At 43.5% G+C, this 18,267-nt stretch carries 17 protein-coding genes; 10 read left to right on the top strand and 7 right to left on the bottom strand.

What is annotated here, in order from left to right; genetic code table 11:
* The first annotated feature begins 70 nt into the window (after nucleotides 1-70).
* From QQL36_RS20865 to QQL36_RS20850, 4 genes are all read left to right on the top strand, one after another.
* The gene (locus QQL36_RS20865; protein WP_321566654.1) at nucleotides 71-1,048 is read left to right on the top strand and encodes an AraC family transcriptional regulator; all 978 of its coding nucleotides are present in this window, start codon (nucleotides 71-73) and stop codon (nucleotides 1,046-1,048) included.
* A gap of 40 nt (nucleotides 1,049-1,088) precedes the next feature.
* Nucleotides 1,089-1,979: an energy transducer TonB gene (locus QQL36_RS20860; protein WP_083727825.1), complete on the top strand. Its 891-nt coding sequence runs from the start codon at nucleotides 1,089-1,091 to the stop codon at nucleotides 1,977-1,979.
* 225 nt (nucleotides 1,980-2,204) lie between these two features.
* Nucleotides 2,205-3,680: a DUF5723 family protein gene (locus tag QQL36_RS20855; RefSeq protein ID WP_321566653.1), complete on the top strand. Its 1,476-nt coding sequence runs from the start codon at nucleotides 2,205-2,207 to the stop codon at nucleotides 3,678-3,680.
* Between the two features lie 233 nt (nucleotides 3,681-3,913).
* Complete coding sequence (locus tag QQL36_RS20850; RefSeq protein ID WP_083728705.1) at nucleotides 3,914-5,200, top strand: bifunctional folylpolyglutamate synthase/dihydrofolate synthase; 1,287 nt, start codon at nucleotides 3,914-3,916, stop codon at nucleotides 5,198-5,200.
* A 189-nt stretch (nucleotides 5,201-5,389) separates the two neighbouring features.
* On the opposite strand, the gene QQL36_RS20845 is transcribed toward QQL36_RS20850, so the two are convergent.
* On the bottom strand, nucleotides 5,390-5,950 hold the full coding sequence (locus QQL36_RS20845) for an NUDIX hydrolase (protein WP_321566652.1): 561 nt from the start codon (nucleotides 5,948-5,950) through the stop codon (nucleotides 5,390-5,392).
* 16 nt (nucleotides 5,951-5,966) lie between these two features.
* Nucleotides 5,967-6,497, bottom strand: coding sequence for a YfiT family bacillithiol transferase (locus QQL36_RS20840; protein ID WP_220388838.1), 531 nt, complete (start codon nucleotides 6,495-6,497; stop codon nucleotides 5,967-5,969).
* A 188-nt stretch (nucleotides 6,498-6,685) separates the two neighbouring features.
* On the opposite strand from QQL36_RS20840, the gene QQL36_RS20835 reads away from it, so the two are divergent.
* Nucleotides 6,686-7,531 carry a transposase gene (locus QQL36_RS20835; RefSeq protein WP_220388919.1) on the top strand — a complete coding sequence of 282 codons (846 nt, stop codon included), beginning with the start codon at nucleotides 6,686-6,688 and terminating at the stop codon, nucleotides 7,529-7,531.
* Nucleotides 7,532-7,665: 134 nt separating this feature from the next.
* On the opposite strand, the gene QQL36_RS20830 is transcribed toward QQL36_RS20835, so the two are convergent.
* From QQL36_RS20830 to fbp, 3 genes are all read right to left on the bottom strand, one after another.
* Nucleotides 7,666-8,430: an ABC transporter ATP-binding protein gene (locus tag QQL36_RS20830; protein WP_321566651.1), complete on the bottom strand. Its 765-nt coding sequence runs from the start codon at nucleotides 8,428-8,430 to the stop codon at nucleotides 7,666-7,668.
* Between the two features lie 167 nt (nucleotides 8,431-8,597).
* The gene (locus QQL36_RS20825) at nucleotides 8,598-9,116 is read right to left on the bottom strand and encodes a CAP domain-containing protein (protein WP_083728712.1); all 519 of its coding nucleotides are present in this window, start codon (nucleotides 9,114-9,116) and stop codon (nucleotides 8,598-8,600) included.
* Between the two features lie 97 nt (nucleotides 9,117-9,213).
* Nucleotides 9,214-10,224: a class 1 fructose-bisphosphatase gene (gene fbp, locus QQL36_RS20820; protein ID WP_179091284.1), complete on the bottom strand. Its 1,011-nt coding sequence runs from the start codon at nucleotides 10,222-10,224 to the stop codon at nucleotides 9,214-9,216.
* A 162-nt stretch (nucleotides 10,225-10,386) separates the two neighbouring features.
* On the opposite strand from fbp, the gene QQL36_RS20815 reads away from it, so the two are divergent.
* A complete protein-coding gene (locus QQL36_RS20815) occupies nucleotides 10,387-11,652 on the top strand; it encodes an aspartate kinase (RefSeq protein WP_083728714.1) in 1,266 nt (421 codons plus the stop codon).
* Complete coding sequence (locus QQL36_RS20810; protein ID WP_321566650.1) at nucleotides 11,649-12,824, top strand: hypothetical protein; 1,176 nt, start codon at nucleotides 11,649-11,651, stop codon at nucleotides 12,822-12,824. The genes QQL36_RS20815 and QQL36_RS20810 overlap by 4 nt, the downstream gene beginning before the upstream one ends.
* A gap of 8 nt (nucleotides 12,825-12,832) precedes the next feature.
* Here QQL36_RS20810 and QQL36_RS20805 read toward each other — a convergent pair whose 3' ends face one another.
* A complete protein-coding gene (locus QQL36_RS20805) occupies nucleotides 12,833-13,291 on the bottom strand; it encodes a hypothetical protein (protein ID WP_143709055.1) in 459 nt (152 codons plus the stop codon).
* Nucleotides 13,292-13,487: 196 nt separating this feature from the next.
* On the opposite strand from QQL36_RS20805, the gene QQL36_RS20800 reads away from it, so the two are divergent.
* Together QQL36_RS20800 and QQL36_RS20795 are read left to right on the top strand one after the other, a co-directional pair.
* The gene (locus QQL36_RS20800; RefSeq protein WP_083728719.1) at nucleotides 13,488-13,685 is read left to right on the top strand and encodes a hypothetical protein; all 198 of its coding nucleotides are present in this window, start codon (nucleotides 13,488-13,490) and stop codon (nucleotides 13,683-13,685) included.
* A gap of 6 nt (nucleotides 13,686-13,691) precedes the next feature.
* Nucleotides 13,692-16,136 (top strand): outer membrane beta-barrel protein, encoded by a 2,445-nt coding sequence (locus QQL36_RS20795; protein ID WP_321566649.1) that lies wholly within the window; start codon nucleotides 13,692-13,694, stop codon nucleotides 16,134-16,136.
* Nucleotides 16,137-16,351: 215 nt separating this feature from the next.
* On the opposite strand, the gene QQL36_RS20790 is transcribed toward QQL36_RS20795, so the two are convergent.
* The gene (locus tag QQL36_RS20790; RefSeq protein ID WP_321566648.1) at nucleotides 16,352-16,789 is read right to left on the bottom strand and encodes a CBS domain-containing protein; all 438 of its coding nucleotides are present in this window, start codon (nucleotides 16,787-16,789) and stop codon (nucleotides 16,352-16,354) included.
* A 195-nt stretch (nucleotides 16,790-16,984) separates the two neighbouring features.
* Between QQL36_RS20790 and QQL36_RS20785 the strand changes: the two genes are divergently transcribed.
* The gene (locus tag QQL36_RS20785; RefSeq protein WP_083728725.1) at nucleotides 16,985-18,115 is read left to right on the top strand and encodes a glycoside hydrolase family 105 protein; all 1,131 of its coding nucleotides are present in this window, start codon (nucleotides 16,985-16,987) and stop codon (nucleotides 18,113-18,115) included.
* The last annotated feature ends 152 nt before the right edge of the window (nucleotides 18,116-18,267 follow it).

Below are 18,267 nucleotides of genomic sequence, written 5' to 3'. Positions count from 1 at the left end.
TAGCTTTGTCAGCTGTAGAGCCTTATACGCCAGAAGGAATAAAAATTACACTTAACGGAGTTTCATAAATATGCAATTCAGCATCAACGCCGGCGATCTTTCAGAAATGGTTTTAGAAAGTAATTTCCCCGAAAATTATTTTGATATTAATACAACCATTTCATCGCGCACCACAAAAATTTCACAGTCATTTGGAGAAGGGGTGTTCGAAGAGATCTTCTTTGAGGGGATGCATATTGCCTATGGCGATATGCGTTTCAAACAACATACAAAGTTATTCTTCGAGAGTAATTATGAAACCGTCGAGATGCATTTTGATCTCTGCGGCACCACGTTCACGGATATATCAGGCGGGCAGACCTACACATTCAGCGACAACCGCCATAACCTCATTTATGTACCGGGTATAAAAGGACAGATTCAATTTGCAAAAGAAAATGTGCGGATACTGGAGATCAACCTTATGCCGTCTCTGTTTAAAAAATACATAGAAGATGAGGAGGCGTTTGAGCAGTTTATGAAAATGGTACATAACCAATCGCCGGCTTTGTTAGGAAAACATAATTTGCCTATTCCCCCTGCCATGATGCATATTATTAAGGGGATACTGGATTGTCCGAAGATAGGGTTGTTTAAACGAATGTACCTCGAAGCGAAGGTGATTGAGTTATTATTAATGCAATTGGAGCAGTTCTCTACGCATGACTGCAAGGACTTTTGCTCATTAAAAAAAGCAGATATCGACAAGATGCATCATGCAAAGGAGATCATCTTAAAGCAGTTATACAACCCCTGTTCACTGATAGATCTGGCCCGGCAGATAGGTACAAATGAGTTTACCCTGAAGAAAGGATTTAAGGAAGTATTCGGTACTACGGTATTTGGAATGGTTTCTGATATTAGAATGGAAGAGGCGAAAGCCTTGTTATTGAGTGGGGAGAAAAATGTGACGGAGATCAGTGAGCTGATCGGCTATAAGCATCCGGCACATTTCAATACGGCATTTAAGAAGAAGTTTGGGATTACACCGGGGAAGTTTTTAAAGTAATGCCTCCCATACGTATTAGAAAATATCTTATTTTTGACCTATGCAGCAAAAACAGAACGATAATAATACCGATAAAAATATAAAAGCAGTAGGTGTCACTATTGCTGTGCATGCATTAGTTTTATTAGCATTGATCCTGGGCGGTTTCAACGCACCACCCCCACTCCCTAACCAGGACCTGGGTATGGAAGTGAACCTCGGTACCTCCGACGATGGTATGGGCGATGAGCAACCACTCAACCCCAACCCACCCAGCGCCGACGCTGCCAATGCTTCTACCCCTCAGAACGAGCCGGTACCAACTCAGGACAATTCTACCCAGGAAGATATTGCTACTCAGGACAATGAAGACGCTCCTGAGGTGAACAAACCGGAAAAACCGGTTGAAAAACCAAAGGAAGTAGCCAAAAACCTGGATACCAAGCCTACTAAAACGACCAAGAAAACTTCTGAAAATAACCCGGTTGCAGTAGAAAAACCACAAAAAGCGAAAGCCGTATTTGGTGGTGGTACTTTCACCGGCAAGAACAGTGGTAACAACGCCAACGGTTCTAACAACTCTACCGGCGAAGGTAATACCGGCAAACCCGGTGATCGTGGCCAGATCAATGGTGACCCGAATGCCAGCGGTTATACCGGCGGTGGTTTAGGTGGCGGTAAGTCTGATTTCCGGCTGAATGGTCGTAGCCTGATCAGCAAACCATCCCTCACTTACGATGGAGACGAATCTGGTTATGTAGCTGTCAATATTAAAGTTGATAGAAATGGCAATGTGATCGATGCATCTCACTCACTGAAAGGATCCACCCTGAACAACCCAAGATTGATTGAAATTGCGAAAAGAGCAGCCAAAGAATTGAAATACAATACCAATTCCGATGCACCTGAAGTACAATATGCAGTGATCCGCTTCTACTTTAAAGTACAGTAACAAGAGATTATATATAGAAAATGAATCCCTTCCCATACCCGGGAAGGGATTTTTTTGTGCATGCCTATTAATAGCTCATTTCATCGTCATTTATAATAACATAATTTAATAACAATAATATATTTAGATATATTTGCATGGGAAATTCTTTTGTAGCGCTTGCCAATATATAGGTATGTTTTGCGTTATAAGGGAGAAAAACCCATCTGCCAACTAATTAGATATATGCTGTTTAGAGTAATTCGAGTCTTAAGCCTTGCAACTGTCATTGCCATATCTTTAATCGAGCCGTACAAGGCAAAGGCCCAGATGAATATGAACATGGGCGGGTATGCAAATAGTCATTATGCCGGGATTTATGGCGTACCATCCAACCCTGGAATGGCTGCCGGTACGCACTACAAATGGGACGTAAATGTGGCTGGCGTAAGCGCCGCTTTAGGAAACACTTATGCACGCTTTCCAAAGTCACTGATCTTCCATCCACCAGATTCCCTGGAAAGGCTGAAACGTAACAGGGACTACTTCCTGGATACCATGTCTACAGGAAAACAATTTGGATGGGGTAATATGGATATCATGATGCCATCCGTACTCTACTCTATCGACGAGTCGAGATCCATTGCTTTCGTATGGCGTGTGCGTGCACAGGCAAACGGTGGTAATATGAGTACCGACGTGGCAAACTTCTTTGCAAACAACTTCCCGAATGCAAGTTATAATAGCCAACGTTTTGATATGCAACTGGCAAATGCGAGTTTTCATATGTGGAACGAATATGACTTTACCTACGCTCAGATCATTAAAGACGATGGCATGCACCTCCTGAAAGGTGGTGTGACCCTGAAAGTACTGAATGGTATCGCTGCTGGTTATGTGCAGGTAGAAGATGCGAGTTTCTATATGAACTCCACGACCGATGCTAATATTACCAGTGGTACCCTGAAAATGGGTTACAATGATGGTATCAACAACTGGAAAAAGCCCAATACCAGCAACTACAGACCGTTTACCGGCAACTGGGGCGTAGGTATGGACCTCGGCGTGGTATATGAGTGGAGAGCCGAAATGGATGGATTGCAGGGCTATGGTGATAATGACTGGAACCCTGAAGGCGATGATTATAAAATGAGACTGGGTGTGAGTATCACTGATATCGGTGGTATCTCTTATAAAAAAGTAGCTTCCAATACAGACCTCAATCTGGTGGCTTCGAATATCAACCCGAATGAGATCAAAATGAGAAGAGGTGAAGGCTGGCAGGCTTACTACCGCCGCCTGCAGAACTACTTTACACCAATTGCCAGCGACGAAAAGTTCCGTATGAACCTGCCAACTGCATTGAACGTAGCGTTCGATTACAATATCGATGCCCGCTTCTTTATCAATGGTAATGCAGTAATGTCGCTGAACAGCGGTCGCTACGATGCGAGCAAGACATACATGGTATCTCACTTTACATTGACGCCAAGATATGATGCCCGTAATTTTGGGGTGTATATTCCAATCGATGTCAATAACCACAGCCAGTTTGATATGGGTGCTGGGTTCCGTCTGGGTCCGCTCACGATTGGTTCTAATACCGTGTTGTCTAACCTGTTCCAGAAGAATAAGAACAGGCTGGATGGTTTCGTAGCCATCCGGTTGATACCAATGAACTTTGGTAAGACACTGCTGGGTTGTCCTGCTACACAGTTCTAAGTAAAGGTTAATTTTTCCAAAATAAAAAATTCATGAAAACGGGGACTCTCCAACGGGCATGAAATCTATTTCCGAATTAAAAGAGCGTGTATCTTAAATGGTACACGCTCTTTTTAATTCTGACACCTGATGGAGCCTTGTTTCCATTTATGCGGTTCTAAGAAGTTTCATTTATTTGTGATACGCCCTCTTTTTTACTTTTTCGGAAATGTGAATTTCATTTAATTTTGGGCATGAACTACCAACAAACTCTGGACTACCTTTATGAGCGCCTGCCCATGTTCACCCGTGTGGGGGCTAGCGCTTTCAGAAAAGACCTGCATAATACCATCGCTTTATGCGAACAACTGGGCAATCCCCAACGCCTGTTCAAAACAGTTCACGTAGCCGGTACTAACGGCAAAGGCTCTACCAGCCATATGCTGGCAGCTATTTTTCAGCAGGCGGGATACAAGACCGGATTGTATACCTCTCCGCACCTGAAGGATTTCAGGGAGCGGATCCGTATCAATGGTGAGATGATTGACCAGGAGTTTGTCGTAGAGTTTGTACAACAAACACAACCATCTATTGAACAACTTGATCCTTCCTTTTTCGAGCTGACAGTGGCCATGGCATTTCAGTATTTTGCACTGGAACAGGTCGATATCGCCATTATTGAAGTAGGCCTTGGTGGCCGGTTAGATAGCACAAATATTATCACGCCCGAATTGTCAGTGATCACCAATATCAGCTATGATCACATGAACCTGCTGGGCAATACCCTGCCTGAAATAGCCAGTGAAAAAGCAGGCATTATCAAACCGAATATACCGGTGGTAATCGCGCAGACACAAACTGAAGTAGAGCAGGTATTTATTGATAAGGCAAAAGCCATGGAAGCCCCCATTACCTTTGCAGACCAGTATTGGCTGGTGCAGGATAATGACTTGCACAACGGACATTTGCATCTGCAATTAAGACCACATCAGAGTGAACAGGTATGGGATATCAAACCAGATCTGAGCGGCCAATACCAGGTGAAAAATATCATGGGAGTACTGAGTGCCGTGAAAGTATTGCAACAGGCAGGTTGGGAACTACCGGATGAAGGCGTAAAAACCGCCCTGAGCCATGTGAAAAAATTAACCGGCCTGAGAGGCAGATGGGATGTGGTGGCACACAACCCGCTCACCGTATTTGATGTAGGACATAATGAGGCAGGCATTGGTGAGGTCATGGGTCAGCTGGAACATATGACATACAGACACCTGCATATAGTGACAGGTTTTGTGAAAGACAAGGAAGTGAGTAAGGTATTAAAACTGTTTCCACCGGCAGCAACCTATTATTTTACAAGGGCACAGATACCCAGGGCACTGGATGAACATGAGCTGGCAGAGATGGGTGCAGCAGCGGGTTTGAGAGGCAAGGTGTATGCGAATGTACAACAGGCTTTTTCAGCGGCAAAGCAGCATGCGCATGAGGAAGATGTGATATTGGTATGTGGTAGTTTCTTTATAGTCGGCGAAGCAATGTAATTAGAACTCATTTCACAAATAGGCATTTGTAATTGATAATCAATACTTAAATGATAATTATGAAATGAGTTCTGGAAGCATTCATGAAAGAGAGAATTCACCAACGGGGAATGAAAAGCATTTTCAAATGAAAAGAGCGTGTATCTGTTTTTGAAGATACACGCTCTTTTCATTTCAATGCGCTTTCTATTATACAAAAGCCAGTTCTTTCAACTTTAACAATGCATAGAATATGCAGGTCACATGCAGACTTTGCAGCAATTGATTATCTTTCAGCATCGCTTCCAGTTCCTCCATTTCAAGCAGCACGATTTCAATTTCCTCATTCTCATCCAGATCCTGTTCCTGTACCTTCTTCCCTCCTGTTGCCAGGAACATATGCGTGAGATTATTACTACTCGCAGGGTTCGGCGCGATCTTGCCTAAGCTGATCAACTGATCAAACCCGTAGCCTGTTTCTTCCAGCAGTTCACGACGCATGGCATATTCAGGAGAAGGATCGTCGTTATCCATGGTACCACCGGGTATTTCCAGCAAAGTCTGTCGGATACCATGACGATATTGTTTCACCATAATCACCCGCCCCTGATCATCCAGGGCTACGCAATTCACCCAGTCATTGTATTCCAGTACATAGTACGGAGTTACAATCTTGCCTTGTGGTGTCTCGCATTTATCTTCGCGGGCTGTTAACCAGTTACTTTTAAAAAGATACTTTGATTCAAGCAGTTTCCAATCTAATGCAGACATATATTCAGTTTATAGTTTATTGCCAGTTATTCCGTTCTTTCAGCCTTTCGATGTGAGCCAGGTGGTGTTTTCCATGCCAGGAATAGGTACCTGCTACTTTTTTCAGGAAGAAAGTTTCACCATGTTCCGGGTGGGTAAACACGCGTTCCCATTGTTCAGGGGTCATGTTATCCATCAGGGAAACCCAGCGGGTATGCAGGGAATGGAGCAGGGTGAGGGAGATATTGATGGGTGTTTTTGTAACATCCGGGAGTTCGGCCCAGGCGGCTTCGTCGTATGGCTTGATGACAGGGTTGTCTTCTGTCAAGGCCAGTTTGAAGCGGGTGTAGGCATTCATATGACTATCTGCCAGGTGATGCACGACCTGTACCACTGTCCAGCCACCGGGGCGGTAAGGCGTGGAGAGTTGGGGTGCATCGAGCGTCTGCACAGCTATTTCTACCAGTGATGGCAGAAAGCGGATATCATTGATATAGCTCTTTAACTGGAGGTCAGAGATGTGCGATGGGGCCTGGAACCGGCCGATTGGGTATTTGAGATCTTCCATGATGATGTTTCGACGATGAAGGTTGGCGATACTTAGATTATTAAAAGACTTTCATTATTAAAGGGCTTCCCTTGTTAAAGGGCTTACTTTATTAAAAGGCTTCCCTTGTTTAAAAGGCTTTCATTGAAGTTGTTTAGTCTTTATTGAATTGTCTTTATACAAACACGAAACCCAGGAATAGTTGATCTTTGTTTTGCGAACCAAAAGATACTACCCTGGGAATCATAAGCGAAGGTATAATAAGAAAATGGATATTGCCGCATTTAAGTATAGGAAAGCGAGGATATAAGTCAAAAGTGGATTTGGTGAAAGTAGTAAGCTTGATATTAAAACGGTTAAAAACGGGCTGTCAGTGGCGAGAATTAAGTATTAAAGAATATTTCCCCAATGGTGAAATTACGTGGCAAGGCGTGTATTACTACTTTAATAAATGGAGCAGCGATGGATCGTGGAAACTTATCTGGATAAATCTTTTAAAGGAAAATCGCCAAATCCTTGATTTGTCTTCGATTCAATTAGATGGAAGTCATACACCATCGAAGCGAGGAGGCTATGCAGTAGGCTATCAGGGTCGAAAATCATGCAAAACGAGTAATAGTTTGTTTTTGAGTGACAATCAAGGCCAGATACTTAGTGTAAGCGAGCCACAATCCGGCAATCACAATGATCTTTATAATATTGTTTCAACTTTTGAAGAAATGCTAACCACCCTCGAAGAGGCTACAATAAATACGAAAGGATTGTTCTTAAATGCAGATGCAGGATTTGATGGAGGAGAATTCAGAGAATACTGTATGGAAAAGGAATTGGAAGCTAATATCGCTACCAATTCCCGTAATAGCAAGCAAACCAGTGAGTCATATCAATACTTTGATGATCAATTATATAAAAGACGCTACAAGATCGAACAAGCAAATGCCTGGATGGATAGCTTCAAAGCATTAATAATTAGATTTGAAACAAAAGCGGCTAACTGGAGAGCATTACAATGGATCGCAATCTTAGTCCTCTTTTGTAAAAAATTAAAAGACTAAACAACTTCATTATCAAAAGACTTCCCTTGTTAAAAGACTTTCTTCATTAAAAGACTTCCCTTGTTTAAAGGGCTTACTTTATTAAAAGACTTCCCTTGTTTAAAGCCCCCTTATTAAAGATTTCCTTTGTTAAATTACGCCTCTCTCAGCGCCTCTCCTGTCAGATGAATAAACACATCTTCGAGGTTTGCTTTCTTCACTTCTTTTTTCTTTTCAAATCCGCCCGCAACTAATTTATCAATCAGCGCATCAGGCGATTCCAGTGCAATAATACGGCCATGGTCTACAATCGCACAACGATCACAGAGTATCTCTGCTTCGTCCATGTAGTGCGTGGTGATCACCACGGTAGTACCCTGTTCGCGTACCTGCAGGATCAGGTCCCACAGATTACGACGTGCCTGCGGATCGAGACCGGTAGTCGGTTCGTCAAGGAAGATGATCTTGGGTTTATTGATGAGCGTAGTCGCGATGGAGAAACGTTGTTTCTGGCCACCGGAGAGCTCTTTAAACTTATTTTTCGCTTTATCTTCGAGATTGAAGAGTTTGAGTAGTTCTTTGGCGTCGGCTTGCTGGTTATAGAGACCGCAGAACAGGTCGATGAGTTCTACCAGGTTTAAACCGGGGTAATAACCGGAGCTTTGCAGCTGCACACCGATGAGTTTTTTAATCCTCTCAGGGTCTTTGTCAAGGTCAATTCCATCTACGAATACCTTTCCGGAAGTCTTTTCGCGGAGGGTTTCGATGATCTCGAGGGTGGTAGATTTTCCGGCACCGTTGGTACCCAGCAGACCGAATATTTCATTTTCGTATACGTCGAAACTGATACCATTTACTGCTGTAAAATCACCGTATTTCTTGACAAGGTCCTTTACTTCTATGATCTTCCTCTTTTCCATAGGACTAAATTAGGATAAAAAAATTGCTGTGAAAGAGAAAATCTGCATTCCCTTTCGCTGCCTTCATTTTCTACAAACCACCAAAAAAAACGCTCTTGCCTATGGCAAGAGCGTTTTTTTGTGAATAGCCTGCGGCCGCCTTTATTTCTAAGGGCCTGCACCCGGCTCTATTTCTTTGGCGCCGGCGCCTCCTTATGTACTATAAACACTTGCGTAAAGAATATAATCCTTGGATCTCTACTTGAATGTGCGGATCCAATCCCGATCCGGTCAAAATCACCCAGCATATTTTTTCTATGCCCGGGACTCTTGATCCAGCCATCCACTACCTGCTGCGCATCCAGGTTACCATAAGCTACATTTTCAGCTGCACCAGGTATACGGCCAAACACAGTGGTCAGGTTGTCCACACGCTGCTCAAAACCGTCGTGGCCAAAGGCGGTCGCACCTGTTGCCATAGCTTTACTATGCTTGTACGCCTGCCCGCTACACGTGGCATCCAGCAATAACGGTGGTTTACCCTGAGAAGCCCTGAATTTGTTGGTGTAGTAAAGGATCTCCTGCTGCATATCCTTATTGTTCTCATCCACCCGGGTAGAATCTCCCGGTGTTATACTACGTGTACAGGCCAACAGGTTCAACGACAGGATACCGAATAGCGTCAGTAATGTAAGTTTGCGTGTCATATGTTTTCGAATAAATAAAAGAAATTCGTAATTAGACTAAAATAACTGATGCTGGTTTAGCAATAGTTATACCAAAAACTTACATGTTAGTATTTTTTTAACTATTCACTATTCTTTGCCAAACCTCCATCATGTTCTTAGAGCCCAGGAACACTGGTACCCGCTGGTGCAGTTTGGATGGCTTCAGCTCCAGCAACCGCTGTCTGCCAGTAGCCATCGCTACCCCTCCTGCCTTTTCCATAATGAATGACATCGGGTTGCACTCATAACATAAACGTAAACGCCCCCCTGCATATTTTCCAAAGGCCGGATACATAAAGATACCGCCCTGGATCAGGGTTCTGTGTACCTCTGCCACCATACAACCTACAAAGCGGTGGCGGTAGATCTTGCCATGCTCGTCTTTGGCCAGCCAGTAGTCGATAGCCTTGCGAACGCCGGTTTCGTAAAGGTGGTAGTAACCGATATTAACGGAAAAAATGTCACTTTCGGTTGGACATTTCAGGTTCGGGTGTGACAGGCAGAACTCGCCGATGCTTGGATCGAGGGTAAAGCCCTGTACGCTTCTGCGGGTAGCATAAACCAGCATGGTGGAGGAACCGTAGATAATATAACCTGCCGCGATCTGCTCGTAGCCGGGCTGTAAGAAGTCTTCCAGCTCGCACACGCTACCCACGGGGGTCAGACGGCGATATACAGAAAAAATAGTACCGATGGATACATTTACGTCGATATTGCCGGAACCATCCAGGGGGTCTATCAATACCACGTACTTGGAAGCTTTAGAAAACTCGTCGGTAAAGGCAATGAAGTCTTCATTTTCTTCAGATGCCACGCCGGCACAGTAAATACTGCCTCCCAAGGCGTTGATAAACTGGTCGTTAGCAAACACATCCAGCTTTTTCACATCTTCACCCTGGATGTTAACCTTGCCGGCCTCGCCCAGGATATCGGCTATTCCAGCCTTATTCACCTCCACATTTACGCGCTTTGCTGCCAACCCGATATCGCGCAATAAACCTGATAACTGTCCTGTTGCGCCGGGGTAATTCCTCAATTCCTGGATTGTAAACTCGTCCAGTGTCATTACTTTTCTGTTGATACTCATTCTATAATGGATTAGTGAATATTCATTGCATAAGGTTACACTAATGTAACAGATTTCGCCCTATTTTAATGGAACTGTCATTTTCATCGAAACAAATTTTAAAACATATTCAAAGTTGATTTACTTTGCCCCGAATTTTTTTAACGGAAGATAAACTCACATATGAAGGTTTTCAAATTTGGCGGTGCAAGTTTAGAAAGTATTGAACGAATCCAACAAGTAGCTGCGATTGTTCAGTCATTTCCTGATCAACAGATCCTGATCGTTATTTCTGCCATGGGCAAGACGACGAACGAACTGGAAAAGGTAGCCGAAAACTTTTATCTCCGTAAGCGCGAAATTGCGGCACAGTTGCTTTTCAATATCGAAAAGTCGCACACAGAAGTGGCAGAAAAGCTGCTGGGCAACAGGACTCACCCTGTTTTTGATCAGCTGCAAACGTTCTTTACAGAGGCCGAATGGACGCTGGGCGAGAAACCTGGCCGCCCTTATGACTATTATTACGACCAGCTGGTAAGTCTGGGTGAACTGCTCAGTACTGCCATCGTAAGCGCTTACTTCAACCTGGCAGGAGTACCTAATATCTGGATGGATGTGCGCGATGTGTTCAGAACAGACGATACTTTCCGCGAGGCGAATATCGACTGGGAAGTAACGGCGCGTCAGGTAGAGCAAAAGGTACTGCCCCTGTTCAAAAAAACCAATATTGTGGTAACACAGGGTTTCATTGGCAGTACGGATGAAAATGAAAGCGTGACATTAGGTCGTGAGGGGAGTGATTACTCCGCAGCCGTGTTTGCGAACCTGCTGAATGCGGAGAGTGAAACGATCTGGAAGGATGTGGAAGGACTGAAAAATGCAGATCCAAAGTTATTCCCGAATACGATCAATATTCCTGAAATTAGCTTTAGTGAGGTGATTGAAATGGCATATTATGGTGCGCAGGTGATTCACCCAAAGACGATCAAGCCTTTACAGAATAAGCAGATCCCTTTGTATGTGAAAAGCTTTTTGAATAAGGACCTGGTGGGCACGGTGATCAGGGAAGATATTGATGTGAAACAGCTCCCTCCTATTATTGTGGTGAAGAAAAACCAGGTGTTGCTGACAATCACGTCCAAGGATTTTGGGTTTGTGACAGAGGATAGGATCAGTGATATTTATGAGCTTTTTCATAAATTGAAGATCAAGATTAACCTGATGCAGAATGCGGCGATTAGTTTTAGTTGTTGTATAGATAATAGTCCGGAGAAGATAGAAACGTTGATAAAGGCACTGCATGAGGGGTATAAGATTGATTATAATGAGGGGTTGGAGTTGCTGACGGTGAGGTATAATAAGGATGGGGTGATGAATGAGTTGATTGGTAACAGAACAGTATTGCTGGAGCAAAGGTCTCCGGTAACGATACAGGCATTATTGAAATGATCAGAAAATATATTGAGATATTAAACTCCCTTAGGTCGAATGAGATCGGCTTGGGGGAGTTTTTGTATCTGGAGGGGAAGGATGATGATGCTGCCGGAAAATCGTGTGATGTGAATTCTTTCAGGCGATACCAGATCTTATTAGCGATGCAGTATAGTAACCGGTTGGCAACAGACGAACCTATATTGTTGGAGTTATTTAAGGCAGAGATTGAAGCCCGGAAAAATTTCGGAGGAGGTGTTGGCGAGTCATTGAATTTGTGTTCGTATTTGCTTTCTACTTACCGGCAGCCGGCGTATGCGGAACTATTTTACCAGGCCAAGTTTGCCGACTTTGATACGTATTGTGGGTATGACAGCGAGTATATTATTTCAGCCGGTATACGGGAAACTTATGAATATGTAAAAAAAGTGCAGCCTGCATTTTCCAATGACTTTTATGAATGGTTTGGTACTGAATCTGAATGCAAGTATACTAAAGAAGATTTGCAGGAATGGAGAAGGTGGAGGAGTGAATATTTTCCGGATCAATTAGAGACAAGAGAGATAAAAGACGAGATCCTGCTGGCCATTGAAATGAATGAGAAGGAACGCATGGTCCCATTAATAGATCAATGGGAGGCCGGTATCACTGACTGGACGGAAAAGAACCTACAGCAACTGGAATATTATAAAGAACAAACTGGAGATGTAGCCGGGCAAATCTGGGCCAATGAGCGATTATTTCATTTTAAGAAAACTGACTGGGAAAAGGCTTCTATATTACATGAATTAGCAAAGTTATATTTAGCATTGAATGACCGTGACAATGCATGGTCAAAGCTGCAACAGTTGCCGGTGTACCTGGAAAAGATACCTGAATGGAAAACTGCTAATTTTGGAAACTTTTTTCTGGAAGCGTATTTCGATCTGATCCTGCTGATCAATAATCCTGATGATTCTGTTGCAAAAGTAGCTTATAAATGGGCGTCAGCCAATATTCGGGAAACGAATCACCTCTCCTGGAGTTTGATGGAAAAGGCGGGTAAGAGCGGAGAATTAATGCAGGATTTGAAGTTTAGCGAACGATTTTATAAAAAATTAGAAAAGGCTAAACTGGCCTATGGGCACAGGAATCTGCCTAATATAAAAAGCCGCCTCATATCATTTATGAGACGGCTCCTTCGTTATTGATAATATTATTAATCCAATCTTTCCAGATAATACCAGGTACCACTATACCAGGAGTTATACAAAACCAGATAACCATTCTTTGTTTCCAACGGACGCAAGTCAAAATCATCTGACTCACCTCCTGCCACACCACTCAAATTCATCCTATAATAAATTTGTGTCTGTTTCTCAACATCATATATCCATTGCATCGCATAATTAGATACCGTGTCATTCTTTGACCAGATCAGAGAATCAGCCGTAATACGAATGTAAAAGTTGGTATACAATGTAGTATCCTGCAAAGAAGGCATTGACCCGGGACCATAAATTGTTTGTGCCACCTTAAAAGAACCGGTTGAATACTTTTGAATTACATCGAGGCTTTCCTTGGCAAAAGAATGGTTATCCTCAATTACAAACGGCGTATCTTTCTTGCAAGAAGCCATTACGAACACTAACAGGCTAATAATCAGACATCTATTCATAAGGGTATAGGTTTTCAAGGATATATTGAACATTTTAATAATACAAATTTATTAAAATTTTTAATAATTCCTTACAAAATGGCATTCTGTGTGAAAATTGATGTTTTGCCCATTTTACTCCCGGATATTTTAAAAAAAAGAAGGACCTTCCTGCAACCTTTTTTCACCCCCGTCGTCTTTCTATAAAACAACCTATATGAAAAAGGTATTCATATTCACCATTATAACCCTGGGTATGCTTACCATCATCGCGCTGGAAGGCCGTTCCCTACATGACCAACAACTAAGGGATCACTGTTATGACCAAAAGATCTTACCGGTGTTCCTGCTAAACTTTGGATACGAATGGACTAAACCCATAGGTCACGACCACAGCCATCAACTAGAGATCTGATTGTTTATGAAAAAACTCATTTTGCTTATTCTGCTTACCTACGTAGGCAACAGGGAATGCTTTGCCCAGAATGTGAATGGGAAAATCACCGTCAAAGTGATTGACGGGAAAGGGCAACCCCTGCCATTTGCCAGTGTCGTATTGCGGCAATCGAAAGATTCCACCCTCGTAAAGGGGGAGCTGAGTGCAGCAGATGGCAGCGCCAGTTTTGAGAAAATCAATACAGGTCACTACTTTGTACAGTCCTCCCTGGTAGGTTACCAAACAGCTTATACACCGGCTTTCTCCATTGATCCCCAACATACAGCTATACAGTTTGCAAATATGACATTGTCCAGCTCTTCCAAAAATTTACAGGGCGTGACCGTCACAGCTCAGAAACCTTTTATTGAGAGAAAAGAAGGAGCGACTGTATTGAATGTAGAAAGCAGCGTGGCCGCCGCAGGCAGTACTGTATTGGATGTACTGCGCCGTGCACCGGGTGTACAGATTGATAAAGATGATAATATACTCTTAAAAGGAAATGGTGGGGTCACCGTCATGCTCGACGGAAAACTCACCTACCTGAGCGGCGAACAACTCGCCAACCTGCTGAAAAGTTTGCCGGCAGAAACGGTCTCACAAATTGAGATCATGACTTCTCCTTCCGCCAAATATGATGCTGCCGGCAACAGTGGGATTATTAATATTAAAACAAAAAAAGGAGTCGCAACAGGTATCAACGGCTCCGTAAACGGTAGTGGAGGTTTTGGCCGGTATGGATTCTGGAATACCGGCTTAAACCTAAACTGGCGAACTGAAAAGTTCAATGCCTTTGGAAATTACAATCATGGAGACAGGCATTTTTATAACCAGCGCCTGGCCACACGGGTGGTGAATGGAGATAATAAGGAGGAAGCACAGTACTTTTCGGCCCCCCAGTTCGGGAAAAGGAACTTTATCAGTAACGGGTATAAATTAGGGTTTGATTATTTCATTACCCCTAAACATACGGTGGGAGTATTGCTGAATGGAAATAACAATTTCTTTCGCAGTAATATTTTCAATACAACGAATATTTATCAATTGGGTCATTCCTCATTGGATTCTGCCCTTTATTCGGTAACGAACAATGACCACAACTTTAACACCAATACCATCAATGTAAATTATAAAGGTCAGTTGGATACACTCGGTACAGAAGTGAGTATAGATGCGGATTATGCGAAATTCGGTTACCACCGCAGGGTGTATTTGAATGATAGCATGTACTATCCTGAAGATCCGCTCAATAAGAATCCCCATGCGATCAGGAACTTCACGACGACCAATATTACGATCAAAAGTATTAAGGGGGATTTAGTACTGCCTTTCAACAAAACGACCAGATTGGAAACGGGTGTGAAGGGCAGTTTTGTCACGACAGACAACGTACTGCTGTACGACTCATTATATGGGGGCAAGTATATACCGGCGCTCTCGCAAAGCAATCATTTTATTTATACGGAGAATGTGCTGGCGGCATATGGGTTGATTAAGAAATCATTTAAGAACGGTACAGATGCGCAACTGGGCTTGCGGGTAGAAGGGACATCGTCAGCAGGGAATTCGGTGACTTACAATTCTGTTGTGAAGCGGCGTTATGTGAGTTTCTTCCCGAACTTTTCGGCGGATCATACTTTTAGTAAGGACCATAAGCTGGGGGTGACGTATGCAAGGAGAATCAACAGGCCGGAGTATGAGGATCTGAATCCGTTTATATTTTATTCTGACAGGTATACGTATGGCAGGGGCAATCCTTATCTGCAACCTGAGTTTACGAATATCGTGGAGCTGACGTATTCATTTAAGCAGAAGTATATATTGAGTTTGAGTTATGACAGGACAGAGAATTTTATATCGGAGTTTTTAGAGCAGAACGATTCCACCAAAGTGACGACGAGTTATGACAAGAACTATGATTACAGGCAAGGGTGGCATGTATCCCTGACAGTGCCGGTCAATCCAACAAAGTGGTGGAGTATCAATAATAACCTGAACATGAACTATAATTACTATGCACTGAAGGATTCGGGGATGAATATTGTGAATTCAGCTGTCGGGGCACATTTTGAAACGACATCTACGTTTACATTGCCGGGGGACTGGAAGATAGAAGTGAATGCGTATGGAGGTACGCCTTTTCAGTGGGGAGTATGGAGAGGCAAAGCGTATTATGCAATCGGTGGCGGCGTGCAGAAGACGCTGTTTGATAAAAAACTAAACATGAAGTTGAACTTTACGGATGTAACGAATGGGGATCAGTTCAGGGGAGCAGCGGTGTATGGGAATGTAGATTTTCATATCCATAATCAGTGGCAGAACCGGACGGCGACGTTGAGTGCGACGTATAGTTTTGGGAATAGTAAGATCAAGGGGGCGAGAGAAAGGCAGACGGCCACGAGTGCGGAGGCGAAGCGATCAGGAGGTTGAGGATTTCTTGCCTGGATAGGCGGGAAGGTGGTTGAGGATTTCTTTGCCTGAAGAGGTGGTTTTAAGTGCTGAAGAATGAATCGAAACGGCAGTCTTTGCTTGCTGGCAGAAAAGTTTCTTTCATTCAGACTTCATTCAGACGGATAAGTTTTTTTAGGTTTTGACATATAAAATAAAACGGCTGTCCCTTTTTTACCGGGCAGCCGTTTTTACTTTTACCTGGTACCTTTTATATAACCTTCAAGGTTATTTATAATATACTTTTGCTCATCAATAACGTGCTTGACCACATCCCCTATGGAGATCATGCCTACCAGCCTGTTTTGATGGTCAATGACCGGTAAGTGGCGGATGTGCTTTTCCGTCATTTTTACCATACAATCCTCAATCGAATCATTTTCGGTGACGGAGTAAGGGTGTTCTGTCATGATCTCCCTGATAAGGGTATCCCTGGAGGCGCGGCCTTTTAAGATCACCCTGCGGGCGTAGTCACGTTCAGAGAAGATACCAAGGAGTTTTTCATTGTCTAAAACAATGAGTGCGCCAACGTTTTTGTCAACCAGCACACTGAGTGCATCGAAGACGGTACTATCGGGATCGATGGAGTAGACTGCATGGCCTTTGACCTGCAGAATGTCGCGTACTGTTCCCATAACGAGGAGTTTTTGGAGGTGAAGAAAAGAGTACTGCTTTATTTCCAAGTTAAGAATTTTGGAGCAAAAAACCGCCTTCAAGGTTAAATTCCGTCCTTAACGTAAATTTCGTTGACAAAATATTGCATTACAAAATTTTAAATATTACTTTACGCCAATTTTACATCAAAATCTACCCTATAACATTCATCATATATGAATTATCGAACACAATTCCGGGTTTTGATCGCTACGTCAGCGTTGTTCGTGAATCTGGGAGGGACATTTGGCCAAAAAATATTCAAGGAATGGCCCCTTGGCAATGAACCGGCCGTTATTGGTCCTTATGTAGCTAATCACTATGTAGCATCTAACTTTGACAACTTTGGGTCTTCTGAGGCCCCTACTTCCATTACTTATCCTGAAGTACTCACCTGGTACGGCGCCCTGCAACTGGCCAAAGTAACGGGTGATAAAGCCCTTGCCGAAAAGCTGGCACTCAGGTATGAACCACTCGTGGCGCAGGCACACCATATGATGCCTACTCCCGACATGCTGGAACACAGCGTATTTGGCGCTGTTCCGCTGGAACTTTACCTTCAGACCAACCAGAACCGTTACCTTGACGTAGGTAAGCCTTTTGCAGACCAGCAGTGGGAACTGCCCGAAGGTCCTAAACCGGAACAACAGGTATTAGCCGGCAGAGGCCTCTCCTGGCAGTCACGTATGCAGGTAGAAGATATGTTCCTCTTCACCCTGTTGCAAACACAGGCTTTTCGTGCGACCGGTACCAAAGAATATATCAACAGGGCAGCGACTGAGCTGGCCGTGTACATAGATGCCTTACAGCAACCAACAGGTTTATTCAACCAATCGGCAGACGTTCCCATTTACTGGAGCCGTGGTAATGGTTGGGCAGCAGCAAGTATGGCATTAATACTCAATTACTTACCTGTTGAAAATCCAAACCGCGCCCACATCCTGGATAGCTATAAGAAAATGATGGCCGCCCTGAAACAGTATCAGACACCTGATTTTAAATGGGGACAGATCATAGATGATGAAAAGAGCTGGACGGAGAATTCCGGTGGGGCAATGTTTACTTATGCACTCGTAATGGGGGTGAAAAGGAAATGGCTGGAAGATGAGGCGTATGGTACAATGGCCAGAAATGCGTGGATGGCGGTTGTGAAAGGGCTCAATGAAGCGGGAGATCTGAAAGATATTTGTGAAGAGACAAAGAAGCGGAATGATCCAAATTATTACCTCAACAGGGAGAAAGTAACGGGTAGCCTGGTGGGTCAGGCGCCGGTGTTATGGACTGCCGCGTTGTTGCTGGATAAGTAATGATCATCTAATTGCATATAGGCCGCTGTTACCACGGGTAGCAGCGGCTTTTTTCTGAAAATGGTTTTCATTCCCCGTTGGTGAATAACCTTTTTCATAAATGTTTTTTCTGAAAATGGTGTTCATGCCTGTTTGTGAACTTCCTTTTTTAT

This window comes from Chitinophaga sp. LS1 (assembly GCF_034274695.1).
In the GTDB taxonomy this organism is placed as follows: domain Bacteria; phylum Bacteroidota; class Bacteroidia; order Chitinophagales; family Chitinophagaceae; genus Chitinophaga.
This window is presented reverse-complemented; position numbering and strand designations above follow the sequence as displayed.

What these genes read in the sequence shown, in the direction of transcription:
- QQL36_RS20865 (WP_321566654.1), top strand. Translation starts at nt 71, where the DNA reads ATGCAATTCAGCATCAACGCCGGCGATCTTTCAGAAATGGTTTTAGAA.
- QQL36_RS20860 (WP_083727825.1), top strand. Translation starts at nt 1,089, where the DNA reads ATGCAGCAAAAACAGAACGATAATAATACCGATAAAAATATAAAAGCA.
- QQL36_RS20855 (WP_321566653.1), top strand. Translation starts at nt 2,205, where the DNA reads ATGCTGTTTAGAGTAATTCGAGTCTTAAGCCTTGCAACTGTCATTGCC.
- QQL36_RS20850 (WP_083728705.1), top strand. Translation starts at nt 3,914, where the DNA reads ATGAACTACCAACAAACTCTGGACTACCTTTATGAGCGCCTGCCCATG.
- QQL36_RS20845 (WP_321566652.1), bottom strand. Translation starts at nt 5,950, where the DNA reads ATGTCTGCATTAGATTGGAAACTGCTTGAATCAAAGTATCTTTTTAAA.
- QQL36_RS20840 (WP_220388838.1), bottom strand. Translation starts at nt 6,497, where the DNA reads ATGGAAGATCTCAAATACCCAATCGGCCGGTTCCAGGCCCCATCGCAC.
- QQL36_RS20830 (WP_321566651.1), bottom strand. Translation starts at nt 8,430, where the DNA reads ATGGAAAAGAGGAAGATCATAGAAGTAAAGGACCTTGTCAAGAAATAC.
- QQL36_RS20825 (WP_083728712.1), bottom strand. Translation starts at nt 9,116, where the DNA reads ATGACACGCAAACTTACATTACTGACGCTATTCGGTATCCTGTCGTTG.
- fbp (WP_179091284.1), bottom strand. Translation starts at nt 10,224, where the DNA reads ATGAGTATCAACAGAAAAGTAATGACACTGGACGAGTTTACAATCCAG.
- QQL36_RS20815 (WP_083728714.1), top strand. Translation starts at nt 10,387, where the DNA reads ATGAAGGTTTTCAAATTTGGCGGTGCAAGTTTAGAAAGTATTGAACGA.
- QQL36_RS20810 (WP_321566650.1), top strand. Translation starts at nt 11,649, where the DNA reads ATGATCAGAAAATATATTGAGATATTAAACTCCCTTAGGTCGAATGAG.
- QQL36_RS20805 (WP_143709055.1), bottom strand. Translation starts at nt 13,291, where the DNA reads ATGAATAGATGTCTGATTATTAGCCTGTTAGTGTTCGTAATGGCTTCT.
- QQL36_RS20800 (WP_083728719.1), top strand. Translation starts at nt 13,488, where the DNA reads ATGAAAAAGGTATTCATATTCACCATTATAACCCTGGGTATGCTTACC.
- QQL36_RS20795 (WP_321566649.1), top strand. Translation starts at nt 13,692, where the DNA reads ATGAAAAAACTCATTTTGCTTATTCTGCTTACCTACGTAGGCAACAGG.
- QQL36_RS20790 (WP_321566648.1), bottom strand. Translation starts at nt 16,789, where the DNA reads ATGGGAACAGTACGCGACATTCTGCAGGTCAAAGGCCATGCAGTCTAC.
- QQL36_RS20785 (WP_083728725.1), top strand. Translation starts at nt 16,985, where the DNA reads ATGAATTATCGAACACAATTCCGGGTTTTGATCGCTACGTCAGCGTTG.